Here is a 17,190-nt window from a genome sequence, read left to right on the forward strand (position 1 = left end):
AGGGCGGTAGTTATCGTAGTCCGAGCACCAACAATCAATACCGCCGGCATAAGTCTTAGCTTGCACAAACTGCGTGTTCGGTGACGCGAACAGCATTTAACTTCATTATAGATGAAGTTCACAATAACAAGGGGGAATAATGAGCTTTGTTCCAGCTGAGTGTCCAAGTTGCCTTAAGATTATCCAAGTTCCAATCGACGTAGAAATTTCGAAGTGCATGTACTGTGGAGAAGAAGTTTCACGGCCACATGTTTTAGTGACTGCCACTACGCCTAGTCTTTCCAATCTACTGGGGATGGCGCGAACTGCTTCTTTAGCTGGCAACTTTGGCGAGGCGGAGAGCTATTACAACCGAGTTCTGGAGATTGAGCCTAGAAGCGCAGAAGCATGGATTGGCAAGGGAAAATCTGCGGCTTGGCAATCAAGTATTGCCAACATCCGTACTAATGAAATGGCCGTTGCATTCAACAACGCTATAGGCGCATCTGACAATGAAGGGCGTAGCTCAATAGTTGAATCCTGTGTGCAGGAAATGAATCACATTGTCGCCATGCTTTACGGTATGGCGAACAAACAGATGCAAGAGTATGTAGCTCTAGATAGTACCTGGAATTCTTACATATCCCAAGTAGCTCAATTACTAGGCGGATTGGAATCAGCGCTAGCTTGGGATCCAAACAATGTCACTACGCTAGAGAACATTGTACATCTCTGTAAGGACAATATTGAAGGCGTCACCTATCGTGATCCTTATGACAGCAACATACAAAAAGTTTGGTCGCTATCACCAGCCTATGAACAGACGTTGCGTGGACAGCTTGATGCGGCAAATGAAAAGCTTAAATCACTGAATCCGAGTTATGTCGCCCCGTCTATTGAGAAGAAAAAGCTAGATTCCTGTTTTGTTGTAACCGCTACAATGGGCGACGAGAAACACCCGGCCGTCACGCTATTACGACAGTTCAGAGCTGAATTTCTGTCGGGAACTTCGACGGGAGAGGCATTTATTCGCTGGTATTACCGCAATGGACCAAAAATTGCTAGGGTAATCAATGCAAGTGATCTATGTAGAGTTGTAAGCTATATTATAGTTGTGACTCCCGCGGCTTTCATTGCTTATTTTGTTTTGCTGCTGCGGCGCAAGTGATATCAGAACAAAGGGGAGGAAGGAAGGGGGCGTAGGGAATTAAGTGAGTGTCCCATTGGCTGTCGCGGTAGCGTCTGGTTGAATTCGCGGTATGCGACGAGAAGGCGCGGATTGTTCTCGTCGTGTGAGCTGCCATGCTCGTAACACATGCCTAGAGTCTCTAGGCATCGTGATGTATGTCGCCCGGCTGGTGAATGTCGTGCATGTGGCCAGCCGAGAGATACAAGGACTAGAAGGTTCGCCCCGCTCCCTTTTGTTCAAGTCGAACCCGCCTCGCAGGTTGGCTTAAATCAGGCGTTAGCCTCTACCGGAGAATATCGTTGGCAAAGATCACTTTTATTCAGCAGAACGAGCCGATCGACGAGTATGGACGGGCCCTTTATGCGGTTGCTCGATCAATTCTGCGGGCGCTACTAGACTCGCTTTCCGCTGAAGATCTAACGGATCTGAACTGTCCGATCAAGGATGTGACAATGCGTCAACTTGCCAAGGTAGTACGCCTGGATCGTGACAAGGGCATGCGTGGAGACGGCTTTGAATGGGCAGTCCATGAAGCCATTACAGGCAAAGAGCCGTTAGTAACGCAGCTAGTCCATGATGGAATGCGGCGCGCATCGAAGGCGATTACGGGTGCTGCACCAGAATCTTTGCTGTTCGGTTACGAGCGTGCCAAGTATCTAGGCTTCCTTGAGGCTACTATTCAAGCTGCTGGTCACACTCCTTACCTATTGCCCGACGGCTCCGGTCGGCCATACAAGTTCGACACTTGGGTTGCGAGGGCAGCGAAGGGCGAGGCCGCAGAAGCCGAGCTAACTGACCGTATCAAGAAGATCTGGAAAACTGACCTCTTTCTAACGGGAACCGGCGACGAGCGTTATCTGGCAGCAACTGTCAAATCAAACTACGCGCTACTTGAGGGCGGTAGAGGCCTCAAGATCGGCATTGTCCCCGAGTCCACTGTTACCGGGCATAAGCCTGGCGTGTCATTTGATCAAAAACATGGTTTGTGGTTAGTAACGTTGGCAGATCCAAACGGATTTACTGGATTGTATAACGATGCGTACCTGGCAGTCGGGCGAGCAATGTGCACGCTGGGCAAGCAAGAGCCGCCACCGTATTACACAAAGCCAAGTGCTAAGGGGCAGCGCGTGCAGCATCAGCTTGAGAAATATCCGACTGCGACTGTTATTGAGATTGAAGGCGCACTCAACGAGGCAGCGCAGCAGAACCTTGTTGGGGTAACAACTAAGCTTGTGGGCGTCAATGCTCCAGACTGGCTTCATATCAAAACCAAAGCGCCTAAAATCATCGCGCCGAAGCCAGCATTTGAGAAACTATAGCGAAAGCAGGCTGGAATAGATAACGGGGTCAGGTTGAGCCACGCCCGATTCCTCGGGTAACGCTAAATGGAGCCAGAGTGCACATTCTCGTAGCTGATAACGGGGTGGTGATGACGGGGTCAGGTTGACTTATTCGTTGATCGTGGTGGGTTTGCGTGGTCGATGGGCTGGCCTGACACCAGTGAAGCGGCGGGTCTTGGCCTCGACCATGCCGCGAAACGCATCGTGGCCGAGAGCCCGTTGTTGCTGGAGGTACTTGCGGATGTCGGTGAGCAGTTCCTCGCTTAGGTCCTCATCAAGCCATGCGCGCTAAGCGCTGGACCGCTCGGCTGCATCATTACCCAGAGCGAGCCAGGACGGGTGGGCGTTAGTGCCGAGTGTTCCCGCTGACCGAGATTGGCTGCGCAACTGGACCAGCGATACGCGGCCGGATCGTCGATGAGACGAGCGCGTACCGGGTTGAGTACGATGTAGCGATAGCAGCGCAATACATAGTCGGCACTGTCCACAAGGCATGACGTGTAGCGCCCTTCCCAAAGCGCGCGGGTGCGGCCGTGAAGGCCATTGAAGAGGCCACATAATGACGACCGAGTCGCTGCATTAGCTATACGATCCTTCCAGCCTCTGGCGGTGTGGCATGCAGGTGCACATGGTTGTCCATCAAGACGTAGGCCTGTAGTTGGCAGTGGTTGGCATCCAGGGCACCCCGCAAGAGGTGCAGATAGCGCATGCGGTCGCCGTAATCTAAAAAGCATGGAAGGCGTTATCGGCGCGCTGCATGATGTGTTGGGATGCGAGGAAGATCAAGGAGAGGAAGGCGAGCCGTGCCGGCAAGTGTTGTGACTGATCGCGATCCCGACATCGAGCAAGCTCCGTGACAATTGTCAGGCATCGCCGTGTCGGCCTGTAGGAAGTGAACCTGCCCCCTTTCTTGCAAGACTACGATCTGTGGCATGCTTGGCCCTTGGCGGCGGTGCTGGGGAACACGGTCCATGCTTCACCAACTCCCGGCATTTCGCCGAACAATCCGTCAAACCGATGCCGCTTGGCGGTGTGGCTTCGCTCAGGCGCTAGGCGTCCAATGATCAAGGCAGATCAAGCCAAAGCGTTGGTGCTTCACTGCTACGAAGCCTCTTGCGAAGGAAGGGAGCGCTTTGCTATTCAGTCCTGCACGCTTTCCGAACGCGGTGACTACTGGATCGTCCGTGCAAACAGCGAAGATTTTGTTCTGCGAGGTATTCAAGAGCGCTGCTACGTTGGCATAAATGCTCATCTTGTTAACACTACGTCCGGTGAGATTGAAATCGTCGGTAGCGGTCAGTGTCTTGATGAGTATCTTCAAGACAAATGCGATGCTGCAAACGCGGGTGCCAGTCATTACGTGTTATGCCCGGACTTCGACACAAGCGACAAGGCGAGCGTCATTCGCCTTCGGCAGAGATTGGAATGCTCGCTCCAGAGAGCAATACAACTCGCATCCCCGGAGTTCGGCTGTTGGCTCACGGGAAAGAGACGCATGCTGAGCAACGCTAAGGAGATGCTGCAGAACGAAGGAATTGCCGTGAGGATTCGGTTACTTGAGAACCCGAGATGTGCAGTCACAATCGAAAACTACATCTTGCACTGGACCGAGCTGAGGTCAGCATTGAATCGCGTGAAGACGAAATGAGGCATCAGGCGCCTAATCCGTCCTTGCAGCCAGAACACGGGTCATAGGCATTTTCCTTGGGAATGCGTTTCGACCCTTGCTCTCAAGCAATTCGCCGGTTGGTCTAACCCAGAAGCTAGGTCGCATGAAGAAGGTCTTTGCAAACCTAGTAATAGCGCTCGGCGCGTTAGTCGCGTTGACCGGCCTACTCGGCACGCCGCTAGTACTGCATCAGCTTCCGATTTCCTTGATGTTGTCAAGCGATGGGCAGACTTCCCATCGATACTTTCGGGCTGTCCCTGCTGAGCTACCCTGGCCGGGCTACCTGCCGTACCTTTTTCTTCTTGTAGGGGGCACCATGTTTATTGCCGGCGTACTTTGGCTCAAAAAAATTCGTGGCACCGCGGCGTAACGGAAAAATAGGGGTCAAAGTACAATTTTCCTGTGTGCGATACCTTTGAAAGTTCACTCTGACCCCAGTTCGCCCTCTGACCCCAGTTCTCCATAGGCGATGTACAGCGTTAGGCTTGTCGAGTGTTTTAAGATGAATTCAGAAGAAGAAATATGCTATGTGGTGGCAAGTGATGTCAGACCGCGCAATGGTATCGGGCTGAGACGTACATCAATTGCGAACTGGTCATGGAAATCCTCAGGGATGACCCGGAGCGGCGAACCTACATGACCCTATTCGTGCGGCAGCTAGAGTTTGATGTTCTTGAAGCTTCCGTTGCAGAGTTCAGAAAGCGCATAGACCTTAACTACATTGATGATGAGGATGGGACGACATGAAGAAGCATCTCGCCGTACTGCTGCTGATCGTGGGCCTGGTCTGCAGCGCGCCCGCGCTCGCCCAATCCTCCAAGTCGCCCTTGCTCGGCAAATGGGTACTCGATGTCGCGAGCATGCCGGCGCCGCCCGAGCAGCGGCCGAAGAGCGGCGCGATTACCTACAGCGATGTTGGCAAGGGCAAGTGGCAGACGAATGCCGACATCGTCGGTGGCGATGGGCATGACATCCATGCCGTCGCCATCTATCCGCTCGATGGCACCGCTGCCCCAAGCAATGGATACCCGACGATCGACACGACGGCCGTGTGGCTGCCGGCACCGAACGTAATGGTCGCGGCATTCTACTTGAAGGGAATGCCACGCACGACGCGCACCTACACCGTCGCCCCTGACGGCAAGACGATGACCGAAACCGTGGTCTGGTTGAACATCAACGGCCAGCCGGCAATCACGATGAACCGCTTCAACCGCGCGGAGTAGCCGATGACGCGTCGGCGACGCTTGCGATAGCGCCGCACTGCCGGCTGCGGCCGCCAGGCCAAGCGCCAATCCGGCCATGCACGTGGCCGGCAGCGCGCTGGAAGAGCCGCCTATGTATGGGGTGGTTGATCCGGGCCTGCGTCGTATCGCACTACAATGCGGCGCAGTCTTTTGATAGACCGGGCAACATGAGCGGTTTGAACATTTCGTGCGGCGACCTCGTCACGGACGAAAAGTCGGGCTCCGCGCTCGAGCGCGTGCTTGAGGATCTGACCGACATCGAGGACGCCATCAAGCAGCAGATTCTGTCTGGCCTGGACGAAGACGACAGGGTCCTGATCGAGCCGCCCGTCGCCAAGGACTTCGTGCCCGTCCTCCGTGCTTACCGGGACCAGTTGGTCGCCGACATCGGCCACGACGACCCCTTCAGGAACTGCGGCGCGAGGACGAGACAGGTGCCGACTCCGTCGCACTCAAGTGGGGCGAGGGCCGTGGCTGGTGCCTCTACTGCGCGAAGGACCTGTTGCGGCCTGCGAGCACTCGGCGGTCACTGAAGAGCCAGTCGTGATGAGTGTCGACTAGCGTGGTCACGCTGCTTGTGGGCGGACGCTTCGCTGCTCCTCGCCCGCAACCGGAAGGAGCCGTACGCAGCGACGTCGCCGATCACGGAGTGGCGCGCGAGTGCCGGACGTCCACCGTAGTCGGACCAACGACGCGAACCGACGCCACGCCTTGCACACCGCCGCCGATCCAGTGATTGGTGGCGATTGACCTCAATCACTGGCTCGGCGAGGATCCTGCCATGCCGCGCCTCTGCGGCAAGAGAAACAAATAGGCCACAGATGGACGGTACAGCGATTCGCTTAGGGATTGTGGCGCTGGTCTTTGTCATGTGTGCTTCAGTGAACTACTCCGCTCTCCGGATGGCTGGTGGCCTGCCGAGTAGGATGAGGACACTTGGCGTGACGTTTGGCGCTGTGGGCATCCTGCTGATGGTTCTGGTGGTGGTATGCGTCTTCATCTCCCTGCTTCAATACTTCATCGGCGGCGCCTATCTTGTCGCAAGGCTGTTTGATCCCCTCCTTTTGGGAGTGGGTTCTGCACCACTGGTTCCCTCATTACCCTAGTGCTCGGCGCGCGGGGGAGGCATGACAAAGACGCCCGTTGACTCAGTCGGACCTACTGCACTCAGTGGATCGATGCAATGCAAGCGGATAGCGCCTTGAATGCCACGAACGTTGTTACCCGCAACTTGGCCCGATGCGCCGCATATGACGACGGCTCGTTCGTCGGCCGGCTCCATGAAGAGATGCGATGGAACTGGGACGAGTACTGGCTGTTGGAGAAGGCACTGTATGACTTGGCGACCGATGGCGAGCTTGAGCGCGAGACGGCATGGCCTCTGTTCCGTATCTTCAGCTTCGTGCTGATGCTCCTTGGCTGTCACTTCGATCCGAACGATTTATTTGCGATCAAGGGCGTCTCCGACGAAGACGTCCGCGACCTGCTTGAGCGGTTCCAGTTAGTGTTTGAAGGCTTCTATGCTGGCAGGATGCCGGCATACGAAAGCCTCGACCCGCCTAACCCGTTATTGGCGTCGACCCATCACTAAGCACATCAGGCGCACCCAATGGATCTGTCCCAACTCGATTTCCACGACGCGACGCTGATGGGCGTTTCCCTCGACCCGGTCGAGCGCACCGCCGAGCTCCGGCTCGCTTACTATCCGACCAGTCGATCGCGCGAGCGGGTATTGGGCGTCCTTTGCTTCAGTGGTAGCAGTAACGGGGTCAGGTTGACTTATTCGTTGATCGTGGTGGGTTTGCGCGGCCGATGGGCTGGCCTGACACCAGCGAAGCGGCGGGTCTTGGCCTCGACCATGCTGCGAAATGCATCGTGGCCGAGAGCCCGTTGTTGCTGGAGGTACATGCGGATGTCGGCGAGCAGTTCGTCGCTTAGGACTTCATCAAGCAAGGCCCGATAAGCGCTGGACCGCTCGGCTGCCTCATTACCCAGAGCGAGCCAGGACGGATGGGGCGTTAGGGCCGAGTGTCCCCGCCGACCGAGATTGGCTGCGCAACTGGACCAGCGATACGCGGCCGGATCGTCGATGAGACGAGCGCGTACCGGGTTGAGTTCGATGTAGCGATAGCAGCGCAGCACATAGTCGGCACTGTCCACAAGGCATGACTTGTAGCGCCCTTCCCAGAGTGTGCCGGTACGGCCGTGACGGCCATTGAAGATGGCGACATAGTGACGACCGAGTCGCTGCATTAGCTGTCCGACCCTTCCAGCCTCCGGCGGTGTGGCAAGCAGGTGCACATGGTTGTCCATCAAGACGTAGGCATGTAGCTGGCAGCCGGTGGCGTGCAGGGCATCACGCAACATGTGCAGATAGCGCATGCGGTCGCTGTCATCCAGAAAACATGGAAGGCGATTATTGCCGCGTTGTACGATGTGTTGGGGTATGCCAGGAAGATCAAGGCGAGGAAGACGAGCCATGCCGGCAAGCATGGTCACCGATCGCTATCACCGACATCGAGCAAGCTCCGTGACAATTGTCAGGCATCGCCGTGTCGGCGTGTAGGAAGTGAACCTGACCCCGTTCTTCCACCCCGTTCTTCCCGCCGGCCTGGTTTCATTGAAACGAATCCTCCTTACGCGCATGCCCTCAAATTGGAAGTGGCCCAGCACATTTCACCTCGGCTTGCTCCGACCGAGGTTCGCCCTGGCCGTTCTTCTGGTTTGGATCCCGGGGCTGAGCTTTGCCGGCTATCTCGATAGCCGGAGCGGCGAGTTCGCTACGCCGGTGTCGCTGGCCGTTGCCGGTGTTGTTCTTGCTCTATCAGCATTGTCGTTTTGGCGTCTTGCTGCGAACGAGCGGACGTGGATCAGGGTGATGCGTCCGACCGTCGATCGCGCGTCGCATCTTTCGGGCGTGCGTGCTGGCATCTACATCACCGCGCCTGCGGCATTGTTCTGCTTTCTCAAGGCCGCACACCTCTGGTGGGCCACCTGAAGCAAGCTACTCGTTTAGCGTCTCGCCGCGCCATCAGCACAGCATTCATAGGTCGCCATCCCCCATGACCACATTCCAATTCCAACCCCGCTGGAAGGAGGAACTCGTCTGCACCGGCCCGGGCGGCGAATTCGTTCTGGATTTCCCGATGGGCGTGCCCACGGTCTACGTCCCCACCGAGCACGCGTGGGCGCAGAGCGCACCTGCATGGGCGCGCGACCTGTGGCCGGTGTTCAAGGCGGAGCTGGAAGCCTGGTGCGAAGCGCGCGACGTGCAGTTCTTCCTGGATGGCTCTGCCAAGTGCTACGGAACTGTCGCCAAGGCCTAGGTGATCACGATGACCGCAGGCGGACGCGCGTGCCTTGGTATCCTAGGCCGCCATCGCAGCAAGGTCTCCAATGAGCCAGAGTGCAGAGCGTGGTGACGCGACGAACGTCCCGCTGTATTCCCTGATCACGCCGGAATCGCACGAGGTGCTCGGCCCCTGGGCGGACGCGTTCCCGGCGTACACTGTCGTCGTCGGCTACTCGAGTCTCGGCCACTTCTTTTTGCATGATCCGGCCAGCCAGGATTACGCGGTGTTGCATCCGTTCAAGGCCGCGGGCAAGTCGTATGGCGCGCATGCCTCTACCGCGGCGTTCGAGGAGGCCATCCTGCGCGATCCGGGCTTTGAGGAGTACGTGCTACGCGGCGACCACGTACGGGAAATCGCTGCGCGTCTCGGCCCGTTGAAGCCTGGACAGATCTATATCCCGCAGCCCTATCCGACGCTGGGCGGAACGGAGGCACCTGAAACGTACGACAAGGGCGATGTGTGGGTGTTCGCTGACCTCGTCGCGCAAAGCGTGGGTTTGTGACGCAAACTGGAATCACACCGCGGGGCGCGATCTTCTAAAGAAAACCCAGGCGGCACCGGATCGCCGCCTGGACCACACCGAACGAGGGAACCGCAGAGGCTGCGCCTCAGTGCTTCGCGGCCTTGCGCCGGTACACACCATTGAAGCTCACATTGGCTCCGCCGCACTGCAGGTTATCCGAGACGACCATCAGGTCGCCGAGCAGTTGCAGGCGGACCTTGCAGTCGTCCTCGCTCAGCTCCAGCCGATTGCCTTCGGGAAAGCCGCGCGCGGTGACGGCGCCCAGGTTCGGGCCGCCGGGCCTTTCCTCGGGACTCGGGTTGGCGCTGGGCCAGTAGGCATCGCCGTTGGCGGTGATGGTGCCGTCGCCATTGGCGATCAGTTGCAGTTCGTTGTCGCCGTCGTGCCATTGACCGACCCAGGCCTGCGGCTTCGGGGCGGCCGTCGCCGGCAGTGGCTGCACGCTCGACGCCGCCACCCAGCCGGCGCTGCCGCCGACCTTGTTGGGGTAGAACGCGCAGACGAAGCCGCCCTGACGCTGCGCCAGGATCACGGTGTCGTCCTTGACCACATAGGCGCGCTGCCGGCACGCGGCCTCGCCCTTGGCCGGGCAGCCGTCGTCGTCGTTGAGCAGGTACAGGCGCGGCACCGCGACCTTGGCGAGCGAAAACCCGGCCGTGCTCATGGGGAAGCCGCCGTTGCGGCACATCGCGGTGTCCTCGTCCGGGGCAGCGTGGGCCAGTGCGGGAACCGCCAACAAGGCGAGCAGCCAGGTCTTGTGCATCAGAGTCGCTCCAAAGGTGGGGAGACAGTGTGGGCCACCGGGGGTGAACCGGTGGCGAGCGAACGATGGGCGAGGAGGTGGCGGCGTCTGGCCGGCATGACGCTGTGGCGCGCGGCACGGCTCATCGCACGTCATGCGCGTCGACCAGCAGCGGAACGCCGGCAAACGTCTCGACTTGTCAGGTAGGTGCCATCAAGCAGGACGCAGGGATACCCTTGCGATCCAGCTTTCAGACGAAAGAGGGCGGTGGCATGGCAGCGAAGTACCGGGCGGGCGATGTCTTCGCGGTCCCGTTGGACACGGCGGTGTACGCGCTCTGCCAGGTGCTGTGGGCGCCGCAGGGCGACTATCGCAAGGTGATCGGCTTCTGTGTGCTGGAACATCAGGCCTCGGCCCCAACGCTTGGTCCGTCGCCGGCACGGCCGCTGCCGGTGCGCGATGGCGACAAGGACATCCGATTGCTGTTTACCGGCGCCCAGAAGCTCAAGAGCGGCGACTGGCAACTCATCGGCCACGCGCCGCTGCCCAGCGACGCCAGGGAACGGCTGACCTTCCACATCGCCGGCGCCTTGCACGAGGGCGATACCTTCGTGCGGATGTTGTCGGTGGACGAGTACGCCCGCTATCCGTCGATGTCGGTGCTCGGATTCGAGCTGGTGCAGCGGCTGCTCAGCGATAGCCGGTGATCGAGCCATTGACGGCCACCTGCTGCTCGGCGAGCATCGCACGCCGCTTCAACGTAGGGGCGTGGCCAACGCCCCACATCACTGCTGCCTGGATCAGGTGACACCATGCCCGCAAGTCTGCTGACCGAGGTCGTGCTGCGCCCACTGTTCGAGATCGTCCTCTACGGCCTGTGCTATCTCGTCGGCATGCTCGTGGTGCCGGCGTTCTCGTTCGGCTATTACAGCGTCGAACCGTGGAGCAGCAAACGGCGCGGCAAATCCGGCAAGCGCAGCGCCTATCTGGCCCCACGCGTGGTCTCGGCCGACGCGGCGGCCTTCTGGGGCGGGTTCGCCCTGGTGGGATTGGGGCTGTTGGGCTATGCGTTGTGGAGCGCGGCGGGCGCTTAACCTCGAAGCGGCTGCATCGCGCTACGCTTTCTGGCCTTGGACTGCAATGGATTGCACCTATGCCGCATTCCGGCACCTGCTTCATCACGCGATACACGCTGTCGGCGCTGCGCGATCAGATTCACCAAAGACCCGAACTGGTGATGGCGCTCGAAGGCTTGATCGAGGTGGAAGAGGAACACTTCCCTGATCCACCGACCTACGCTGCGCTGTCGCATCTGGCGCAATGTAGCGCTTGCCAGGCCTGGAGTGCGCTCTGGCTGGAGGCACAGTTTCCCGAGAGCGGGGCGTGGCGCGAGCGCGTCGCTCGCTATTGCTGCTTCAGCATGTTCGAGGCAGTGACCAAGCCGGACAGGGTGGTGCGGATCGGGTTCGAGTTGTTCCGTGGCGAGGATCCGACCTGGTACCTCAATGACGCGATCTGCGTGCAGTTCTGCCCGTGGTGCGGGCAGCGACTGCCCGATCGTCCGTTCGAGCCGGATCTGGAGCCGGAGCAAACACCGTGACCCAGTGCCGCCGCCGCGTCGCCGCGACCGCTTCAGGGCAGCCGCGGCGATGGACCTCCCTGCGGGCTCCTGCCGAGGTTGCGGATTCGCCAAACGGATCCCAGGTCTTTGCCGGCGCGTGGCGACGCCGGCGCAGAACGGCACGCGATGAGGCAGCGGGTACTCACCCTCGCGGTCGCGCTGCTGTCCGCCGGTTGGGTGCTGCCGCTGTGGCGCGGCGTCGAGGCATGGCGGACGTTCTGGCAACGCCAGGGCGCGGCGCCACTGCAGCATGCTCATCCGGCGACCCTGCCTTCGCCTCGGCCCGCTTCAAGCTCGCCAGCGTGTGGCTCGCCGCTGCGATCGGCATCTGGGCATATCCGGGTGCGCGTGCCTGTCTACGCAGGATGCGATGAGTTGTCATGCAGGCGTGCTGGAATCGATGTGGCCCGTTGCGGCGCGGCGGGGTCCGGATCCGGTGGACCTGTCGCTGCAAGCGACGCATGCGCCCGCGGCGGTTGCCTTCCGCGTGTCGCAGGTCTGCATGACGTGCGGCGCCGCTGTCCACCTGGACCGACGCGCATGCGTTTACCCTCCGGAACCGCCCATCCGTGCATGCTGTGACGCATGCCGCGCCGATGCGGGCGTCCGCCATCCGATCGTTAGAGAGTCAAGCTGCCGCATGCATCCTGTTATTCACTTCCGCTCCCGCCTGTTCGAGGTGAGCGCCGAGCCGGAAAATCCGATCAATCCGATCCGCGGCAGTTCGCTGCTGGACTGGCTGCGCGTGCGTGTGGGCCACGCCATGGTCCTGTCCGAACCGGACCCGGAGGATTGGGGCTGGGCTTCCGAAGCGGAATGCCAGGGGCGCAGCTATCTGGTCGGCGCCTACGCCGAGGAAGAGGTCGATGGCAACCATACCTGGATGCTGCAGATCGAAAAGCAGCGCTCGTTCTGGGAGCGCATCCTCGGCCGGCATGCGATGCGCGACGACGATCCGTGCTTTGCGCAGTTGCATGCGCTGATCGCCGCCGAACCGCGGTTCACCGAGGTCGTGGTGGAGCGCGAACCCTGACGGCCGGTGTGGTCTCGGCGGCAACGCCGTACGGCACACTGCGGTGATGCCGCCGGGCTGCAGTACGGCCGCCATCGCGCTTGGGTATGCTCGGCGGCCCGTCTCCATCCGCGTGCCACGATGCCGATCCGAACCCTGTCGCTGTTTCCGCTGCTGTCGATCGGCATTGCGCCCGCGCTGATGGCAGCGCCCAAGCATTGCCTGCCGTACGGGCCGACCCAGGTCACTTTGTCCGGCACGCTGGCGCCGTCGTCCGTCGAACCCGCCGCGCCGCATGCGCACACGCATGCCGATGCCGGTGCGGCAGCCACCCAGGAAGAGGTGCTGATCCTGCCGCAGCCGTTGTGCGTGGCGGCGTCGGCGGACGGACGCCAGCCGCGGCACGAGCAGGTGCGCCAGCTGCGGCTGGCGGTCACCGTGGACCAGGCGGCGCATCTGCGCGAGGAAGGCACTGGGCAGGTGGTGCGGGTGATGGGACGATTGGCGCATGCGCCGGCCGGCCCGGACGCACCGCCGCTGCGCCTGAGCGTACTCGGAGTGGACAGCGATTGAGGCACGCCCTGATGACGTGCTGGCGCGCGCGGCCGCGCCCGCATTGACGGCGCGCAGCGCCTGGTCGAGGATCGCCGGGCCGCGCCTGGCGGCCCAAGGGGTCGGCGATCCATGAGGGGAATGCGGTTCCTGTATGCGATGAGCCTGTGGCTGAGCGCGTTCGCCGCCACCGCGGGCGAGTCGCCGGTGAGTACGGTCCAGACGTTCTATGCCTGGGCGATCGCGCCCGAGCATGCCGACGGCGACGTCGCGCAGGTACGGCATCTGCTGGGGCGGGAATTGTTCGCGGCGCTGGAGGCGCAGCGCGCCTACGAGGCGGCCTGCGCCAGGCGAGTGCCGGCAGACGTCAAGCCGCACATGCTGGACCAGAGTCCGTTCTTCCTGTGGCCGGACCAGCCCACCGCGATGGTCTCGACGATCGCGCAGGTCAAGGGCGACACCGCCCGGGTGCGCGCCCGCCTAGCCGTCGATAGCCTGCAGTGGACGGACACGGTGGTGCTCGGCCGGCAGGACGATCGCTGGGTGATTCTCGACATCGCCTGGCGGGAAGGAACGCTCACCCGGCGCCTGGCCGAATTCGCCGCGCAGCGCTGCACGCCTTGATGGGCCACTGGCGCGGGCGAGGGCGTCCGTGCCCAGGGTGTCTGCGCGATGTGGTGACGCGCAGGCCTGACCAGGTGGCGGCGCAGTGAGATGCAGGTCCGCGGATGTCCGCTTCGCGGCGTGGCGCGACGTGAAGCGGTCACGCGCCGCCGCGTCGTCGCCCTGGCGCCGCCATTGCAATGGCGGTGCAACACAAACGACATATCGTGCCGCGCTGCGCCACCGTATGGCGCATGCCGTCGCGGGCTGCTGCGCAAGCCGAACGGACTCGATTCTGCGCGCTCACAAGGATCCGACATGCTGCATCCCCAACTCTCCCCGCGGCCGCTGACCGCGCGCGCCGCGCCGGCCCGTACCCGCCTGGCGCAGGCCTGCGCCGCCCTGGTGCTGGCCTCGGTCGCCGCCGCTGCCGCCGCGCAGGACAGCGCGCCGTCGCTGGCCGGCAGCGAGACGCGGCCGGCCAATGCCGCCGGCAATGGCGATGCGGCGACCTCGCTGGACACCATCATCGTCACCGCCGAGCACCGCGAGCAGAACCTGCAGGAGGTACCGGTGTCGGTGGGCGTGGTGCAGGGCGAGGCGATGCGCGACTTCACCGCCGGCGGCGACGACACGCTGCTGGCGCTGTCCGGCCGGGTGCCCAGCTTCTACGCCGAAACCACCACCGGCCGCATCTTCCCGCGCTTCTATATCCGCGGCCTGGGCAACATCGATTTCTATCTCGGCGCCTCGCAGCCGGTGTCGATCATCCAGGACGATGTGGTGCTGGAGCACGTGGTGTTGAAGTCCAACCCGGTCTACGACGTGGACCAGGTGGAAGTGCTGCGCGGCCCGCAAGGCTCGCTGTTCGGCCGCAACACCACCGCCGGCATCGTCAAGTTCGACAGCATCAAGCCCAGCGACGACTACACCGGCCGCGTCACCGCCAGCTACGGCAGCTACAACACGGTCTCGGTCGACGGCGGCATCGGCGGCCCGATCAACGACGTGCTGTCGTTCCGCGTGTCCACGCTGTACCAGCACCGCGACGACTGGGTGGACAACACCTACAACGGCCCCAGCGCCGACGGCACGGTCACCCCGAAGAAGGATGCGATGGGCGGCTACGACGACCGCAACGCACGCCTGCAACTGCTGCTGAAGCCGAGCGAGAACTTCTCGTTGCTGGGTTCGTTCCACACCCGCGACTACGACGGCACCTCCACCCTGTTCCTGCGCGGCGCGCTGACCAAGGGTTCCAACAAGGTCGACGTGCCGCGCGACCAGGTGGCCTACGACGAAGCCCACGACAACCCGCAGGCCTACAAGACCCACGGTGCCTCGCTGAAGGCGATCTACGACTTCGGCGGCGTCTCGCTGACCTCGATCAGCGCCTACGAGACCACCTCCGGCTACAGCCGCGGCGACACCGACGGCGGCGCCGCGGCCAACTTCCCGGTCAACGGCGTGCCCAACGGCTACGGCCAGTCGATGGGCCAGGTGCGCGACCTGGACCAGTACACCCAGGAACTGCGCCTGGCCAGCGAGGGCGACGCGCCGCTGCAGTGGCAGGCCGGCGCGTTCTACTTCGACGGCAAGGACACCACCGACTTCTACCAGCGCGCCTACTTCCTGCAGACCGCCGCGCGCAATCCCAACAACTGGGTGCGCCTGCACAACAGCAACACCTCCTGGGCCGGCTTCGGCCAGCTGACCTACAAGGTCACCGATGCGCTGACCCTGACCGCCGGCGTGCGCCAGACCCGCGACAGCAAGGAGACCAAGCTGCTCAAGACCGCCGACACCGCGGCCGGCGTGGTCACCTACAAGGGCCGCCGCGACGTGCGCCTGGCCGACACCCAGCCGAGCTGGGACCTGAGCGCGATGTATGAGCTCAACCCGAACGTCAACGTGTACGCGAAGGTCGCCCGCGGCTTCCGTGGCCCGACCATCCAGGGTCGCTCGGCGGTGTTCAATTCCGACTTCACCACTGCCGACTCGGAAACCATCCTGTCGTGGGAAGCGGGCATCAAGAGCAACCTGTTTGACAACCGCCTGCGCCTGAACGTCACCGGCTTCACCTACACCGTCGACGACATCCAGCTCAACGGCAACGACTCCAACGGCAACGGCGTGCTGTTCAATGCCGACAAGGCCAAGGCCTACGGCATGGAAGCGGACCTGGACTGGCGCCCGATCCCCAACCTGTCGCTGACCGCCGGCCTGAGCCTGCTGCACAGCGAGATCCAGGACAAGCGCGTATACGCGCAGGTGTGCGGCCTGAACGGCGTGGTGGTGTGCACGGTGAAGGATCCGACCATCCGCATCGGCAGCAATACCTTCGCCCAGATCGATGGCAACCCGCTGCCGAACGCACCCAAGTACAACGTCAACCTGGCCGCGCGCTACGACATCTCGGTCAACGACGGCGGCGCGTTCTTCGTCGCCACCGACTGGAACAAGCAGGGCTACACCAGCTTCGTGCTGTACGACTCCACCGAGTTCACCTCCAACGGCAACTTCGAAGGCGGCCTCAAGCTGGGCTACACCGGCGACTACGGCGCATGGGAAGTGGCCGCGTTCGCCCGCAACATCACCAACGAAAAGAACCTCAAGGGCGTGATCGAGAACTACATGGCGGCCGTCTACAACGAACCGCGCATCGTCGGCGTCTCGTTCAACCTGCACTGGCACTGATCGCAGGCGTTGCAGCACACCACGTCGGCAGCACATGCCGGCCCCAGCGGGCGGGAGGGCAAAAGCCCTCCCGCCCGTTTGCGTTTTGTAACAGTACGTTGCCGTAGCTGTGGGCCTAGCCCTAGCCCTAGCCGTTGCTGTTGCTGTTGCTTGGCTTTGGCTCTTGCTTTTGATTTACCGGGTTCCCTTCCGAAGCGGCGGCCAGCGCGGGGAAAAACCCGAAGGGCGGCGCACATGGATGTGCGCCGTTCGCGGCAGGGGCAGGATGCCCCTTCCGCGAATCCCCGCGATGGACGCGGACCCGGAGCGCGCAGCGCGGAGGGCGCGAGGCAGGGCGCGCTTTCTTTTGGTTACCTTTTCTTTGCGCGAGCAAAGAAAAGTAACTCGCCCGAAAGGGCGAAAGCCTTTGCTGTTGCTCGAGAGGTAGGTGTCGGACCAGAAGAACCGTAAGAGCGGCATCAGCCGCGACCGCGACCTTCGCGATAAAGCCCGGTCGCGGCTAAAGCCGCTCCTACGCCCCCGGGACCCCGGACCCCGCGGCCCGAGCCTCCGGCAAACCTGCCGCCCATCCCAGATCCCATGGCGACCCAGCCCCCGCTCTGCTAAAGTCCGCGCCCAGCGCTGCCGGGTCCGGCAGCCGGGCACAGCCGCCGCCATGCCTTC

At 61.7% G+C, this 17,190-nt stretch carries 19 protein-coding genes; 17 read left to right on the top strand and 2 right to left on the bottom strand.

The window, feature by feature from the left end; all coding sequences use genetic code 11:
• Positions 1–139 precede the first annotated feature (139 nt).
• The 7 genes from GGR64_RS15390 (at position 140) to GGR64_RS15425 (ending at position 7,015) form a co-directional block, all read left to right on the top strand.
• Positions 140–1,147 (top strand): tetratricopeptide repeat protein, encoded by a 1,008-nt coding sequence (locus tag GGR64_RS15390; RefSeq protein ID WP_160967232.1) that lies wholly within the window; start codon positions 140–142, stop codon positions 1,145–1,147.
• Positions 1,148–1,467: 320 nt separating this feature from the next.
• The gene (locus GGR64_RS15395) at positions 1,468–2,487 is read left to right on the top strand and encodes a hypothetical protein (protein ID WP_160967233.1); all 1,020 of its coding nucleotides are present in this window, start codon (positions 1,468–1,470) and stop codon (positions 2,485–2,487) included.
• 1,081 nt (positions 2,488–3,568) lie between these two features.
• Positions 3,569–4,156: a hypothetical protein gene (locus GGR64_RS15405; protein WP_184646929.1), complete on the top strand. Its 588-nt coding sequence runs from the start codon at positions 3,569–3,571 to the stop codon at positions 4,154–4,156.
• A gap of 124 nt (positions 4,157–4,280) precedes the next feature.
• Positions 4,281–4,547, top strand: coding sequence for a hypothetical protein (locus tag GGR64_RS15410; RefSeq protein WP_160967237.1), 267 nt, complete (start codon positions 4,281–4,283; stop codon positions 4,545–4,547).
• A 373-nt stretch (positions 4,548–4,920) separates the two neighbouring features.
• Positions 4,921–5,403 (top strand): hypothetical protein, encoded by a 483-nt coding sequence (locus tag GGR64_RS15415; protein ID WP_160967239.1) that lies wholly within the window; start codon positions 4,921–4,923, stop codon positions 5,401–5,403.
• A gap of 188 nt (positions 5,404–5,591) precedes the next feature.
• Positions 5,592–5,957, top strand: a complete 366-nt coding sequence (locus GGR64_RS15420; RefSeq protein ID WP_160967241.1) for a hypothetical protein — start codon at positions 5,592–5,594, stop codon at positions 5,955–5,957.
• A 650-nt stretch (positions 5,958–6,607) separates the two neighbouring features.
• Positions 6,608–7,015 carry an Imm41 family immunity protein gene (locus tag GGR64_RS15425; protein WP_167087942.1) on the top strand — a complete coding sequence of 136 codons (408 nt, stop codon included), beginning with the start codon at positions 6,608–6,610 and terminating at the stop codon, positions 7,013–7,015.
• A 188-nt stretch (positions 7,016–7,203) separates the two neighbouring features.
• Here the strand turns inward: GGR64_RS15425 and GGR64_RS15430 are convergent, their stop codons facing one another.
• Positions 7,204–7,905 carry a transposase gene (locus GGR64_RS15430; RefSeq protein ID WP_160967280.1) on the bottom strand — a complete coding sequence of 234 codons (702 nt, stop codon included), beginning with the start codon at positions 7,903–7,905 and terminating at the stop codon, positions 7,204–7,206.
• A gap of 88 nt (positions 7,906–7,993) precedes the next feature.
• Here GGR64_RS15430 and GGR64_RS15435 point away from each other — a divergent pair, with 88 nt between their 5' ends.
• The 3 genes from GGR64_RS15435 to GGR64_RS15445 all read left to right on the top strand — a co-directional run bounded on the left by GGR64_RS15435 (position 7,994) and on the right by GGR64_RS15445 (position 9,279).
• A complete protein-coding gene (locus tag GGR64_RS15435; RefSeq protein ID WP_160967246.1) occupies positions 7,994–8,422 on the top strand; it encodes a hypothetical protein in 429 nt (142 codons plus the stop codon).
• A gap of 64 nt (positions 8,423–8,486) precedes the next feature.
• Positions 8,487–8,750 (top strand): hypothetical protein, encoded by a 264-nt coding sequence (locus tag GGR64_RS15440; protein ID WP_184646931.1) that lies wholly within the window; start codon positions 8,487–8,489, stop codon positions 8,748–8,750.
• 70 nt (positions 8,751–8,820) lie between these two features.
• On the top strand, positions 8,821–9,279 hold the full coding sequence (locus tag GGR64_RS15445) for a DUF1851 domain-containing protein (RefSeq protein WP_260303036.1): 459 nt from the start codon (positions 8,821–8,823) through the stop codon (positions 9,277–9,279).
• 106 nt (positions 9,280–9,385) lie between these two features.
• Here GGR64_RS15445 and GGR64_RS15450 read toward each other — a convergent pair whose 3' ends face one another.
• Entirely contained in the window at positions 9,386–10,063 is a 678-nt protein-coding gene (locus tag GGR64_RS15450; protein WP_160967250.1) for a hypothetical protein, read from the bottom strand.
• Positions 10,064–10,314: 251 nt separating this feature from the next.
• On the opposite strand from GGR64_RS15450, the gene GGR64_RS15455 reads away from it, so the two are divergent.
• The 7 genes from GGR64_RS15455 to GGR64_RS15485 all read left to right on the top strand — a co-directional run bounded on the left by GGR64_RS15455 (position 10,315) and on the right by GGR64_RS15485 (position 16,527).
• Complete coding sequence (locus GGR64_RS15455; RefSeq protein WP_184646933.1) at positions 10,315–10,749, top strand: hypothetical protein; 435 nt, start codon at positions 10,315–10,317, stop codon at positions 10,747–10,749.
• A gap of 105 nt (positions 10,750–10,854) precedes the next feature.
• Positions 10,855–11,136, top strand: coding sequence for a hypothetical protein (locus GGR64_RS15460; RefSeq protein WP_160967252.1), 282 nt, complete (start codon positions 10,855–10,857; stop codon positions 11,134–11,136).
• Positions 11,137–11,195: 59 nt separating this feature from the next.
• A complete protein-coding gene (locus GGR64_RS15465) occupies positions 11,196–11,642 on the top strand; it encodes a hypothetical protein (protein WP_184646935.1) in 447 nt (148 codons plus the stop codon).
• A gap of 457 nt (positions 11,643–12,099) precedes the next feature.
• On the top strand, positions 12,100–12,696 hold the full coding sequence (locus tag GGR64_RS15470) for a hypothetical protein (RefSeq protein ID WP_260303037.1): 597 nt from the start codon (positions 12,100–12,102) through the stop codon (positions 12,694–12,696).
• Positions 12,697–12,816: 120 nt separating this feature from the next.
• Positions 12,817–13,248, top strand: coding sequence for a hypothetical protein (locus tag GGR64_RS15475; RefSeq protein WP_184646939.1), 432 nt, complete (start codon positions 12,817–12,819; stop codon positions 13,246–13,248).
• Positions 13,249–13,368: 120 nt separating this feature from the next.
• Positions 13,369–13,851, top strand: a complete 483-nt coding sequence (locus GGR64_RS15480; RefSeq protein ID WP_184646941.1) for a nuclear transport factor 2 family protein — start codon at positions 13,369–13,371, stop codon at positions 13,849–13,851.
• A 297-nt stretch (positions 13,852–14,148) separates the two neighbouring features.
• Positions 14,149–16,527: a TonB-dependent receptor gene (locus tag GGR64_RS15485; protein ID WP_184646943.1), complete on the top strand. Its 2,379-nt coding sequence runs from the start codon at positions 14,149–14,151 to the stop codon at positions 16,525–16,527.
• The last annotated feature ends 663 nt before the right edge of the window (positions 16,528–17,190 follow it).

Origin of the sequence: Xanthomonas sp. 3307 (assembly GCF_014199735.1) — a bacterium.
GTDB lineage: Bacteria > Pseudomonadota > Gammaproteobacteria > Xanthomonadales > Xanthomonadaceae > Xanthomonas_A > Xanthomonas_A rydalmerensis.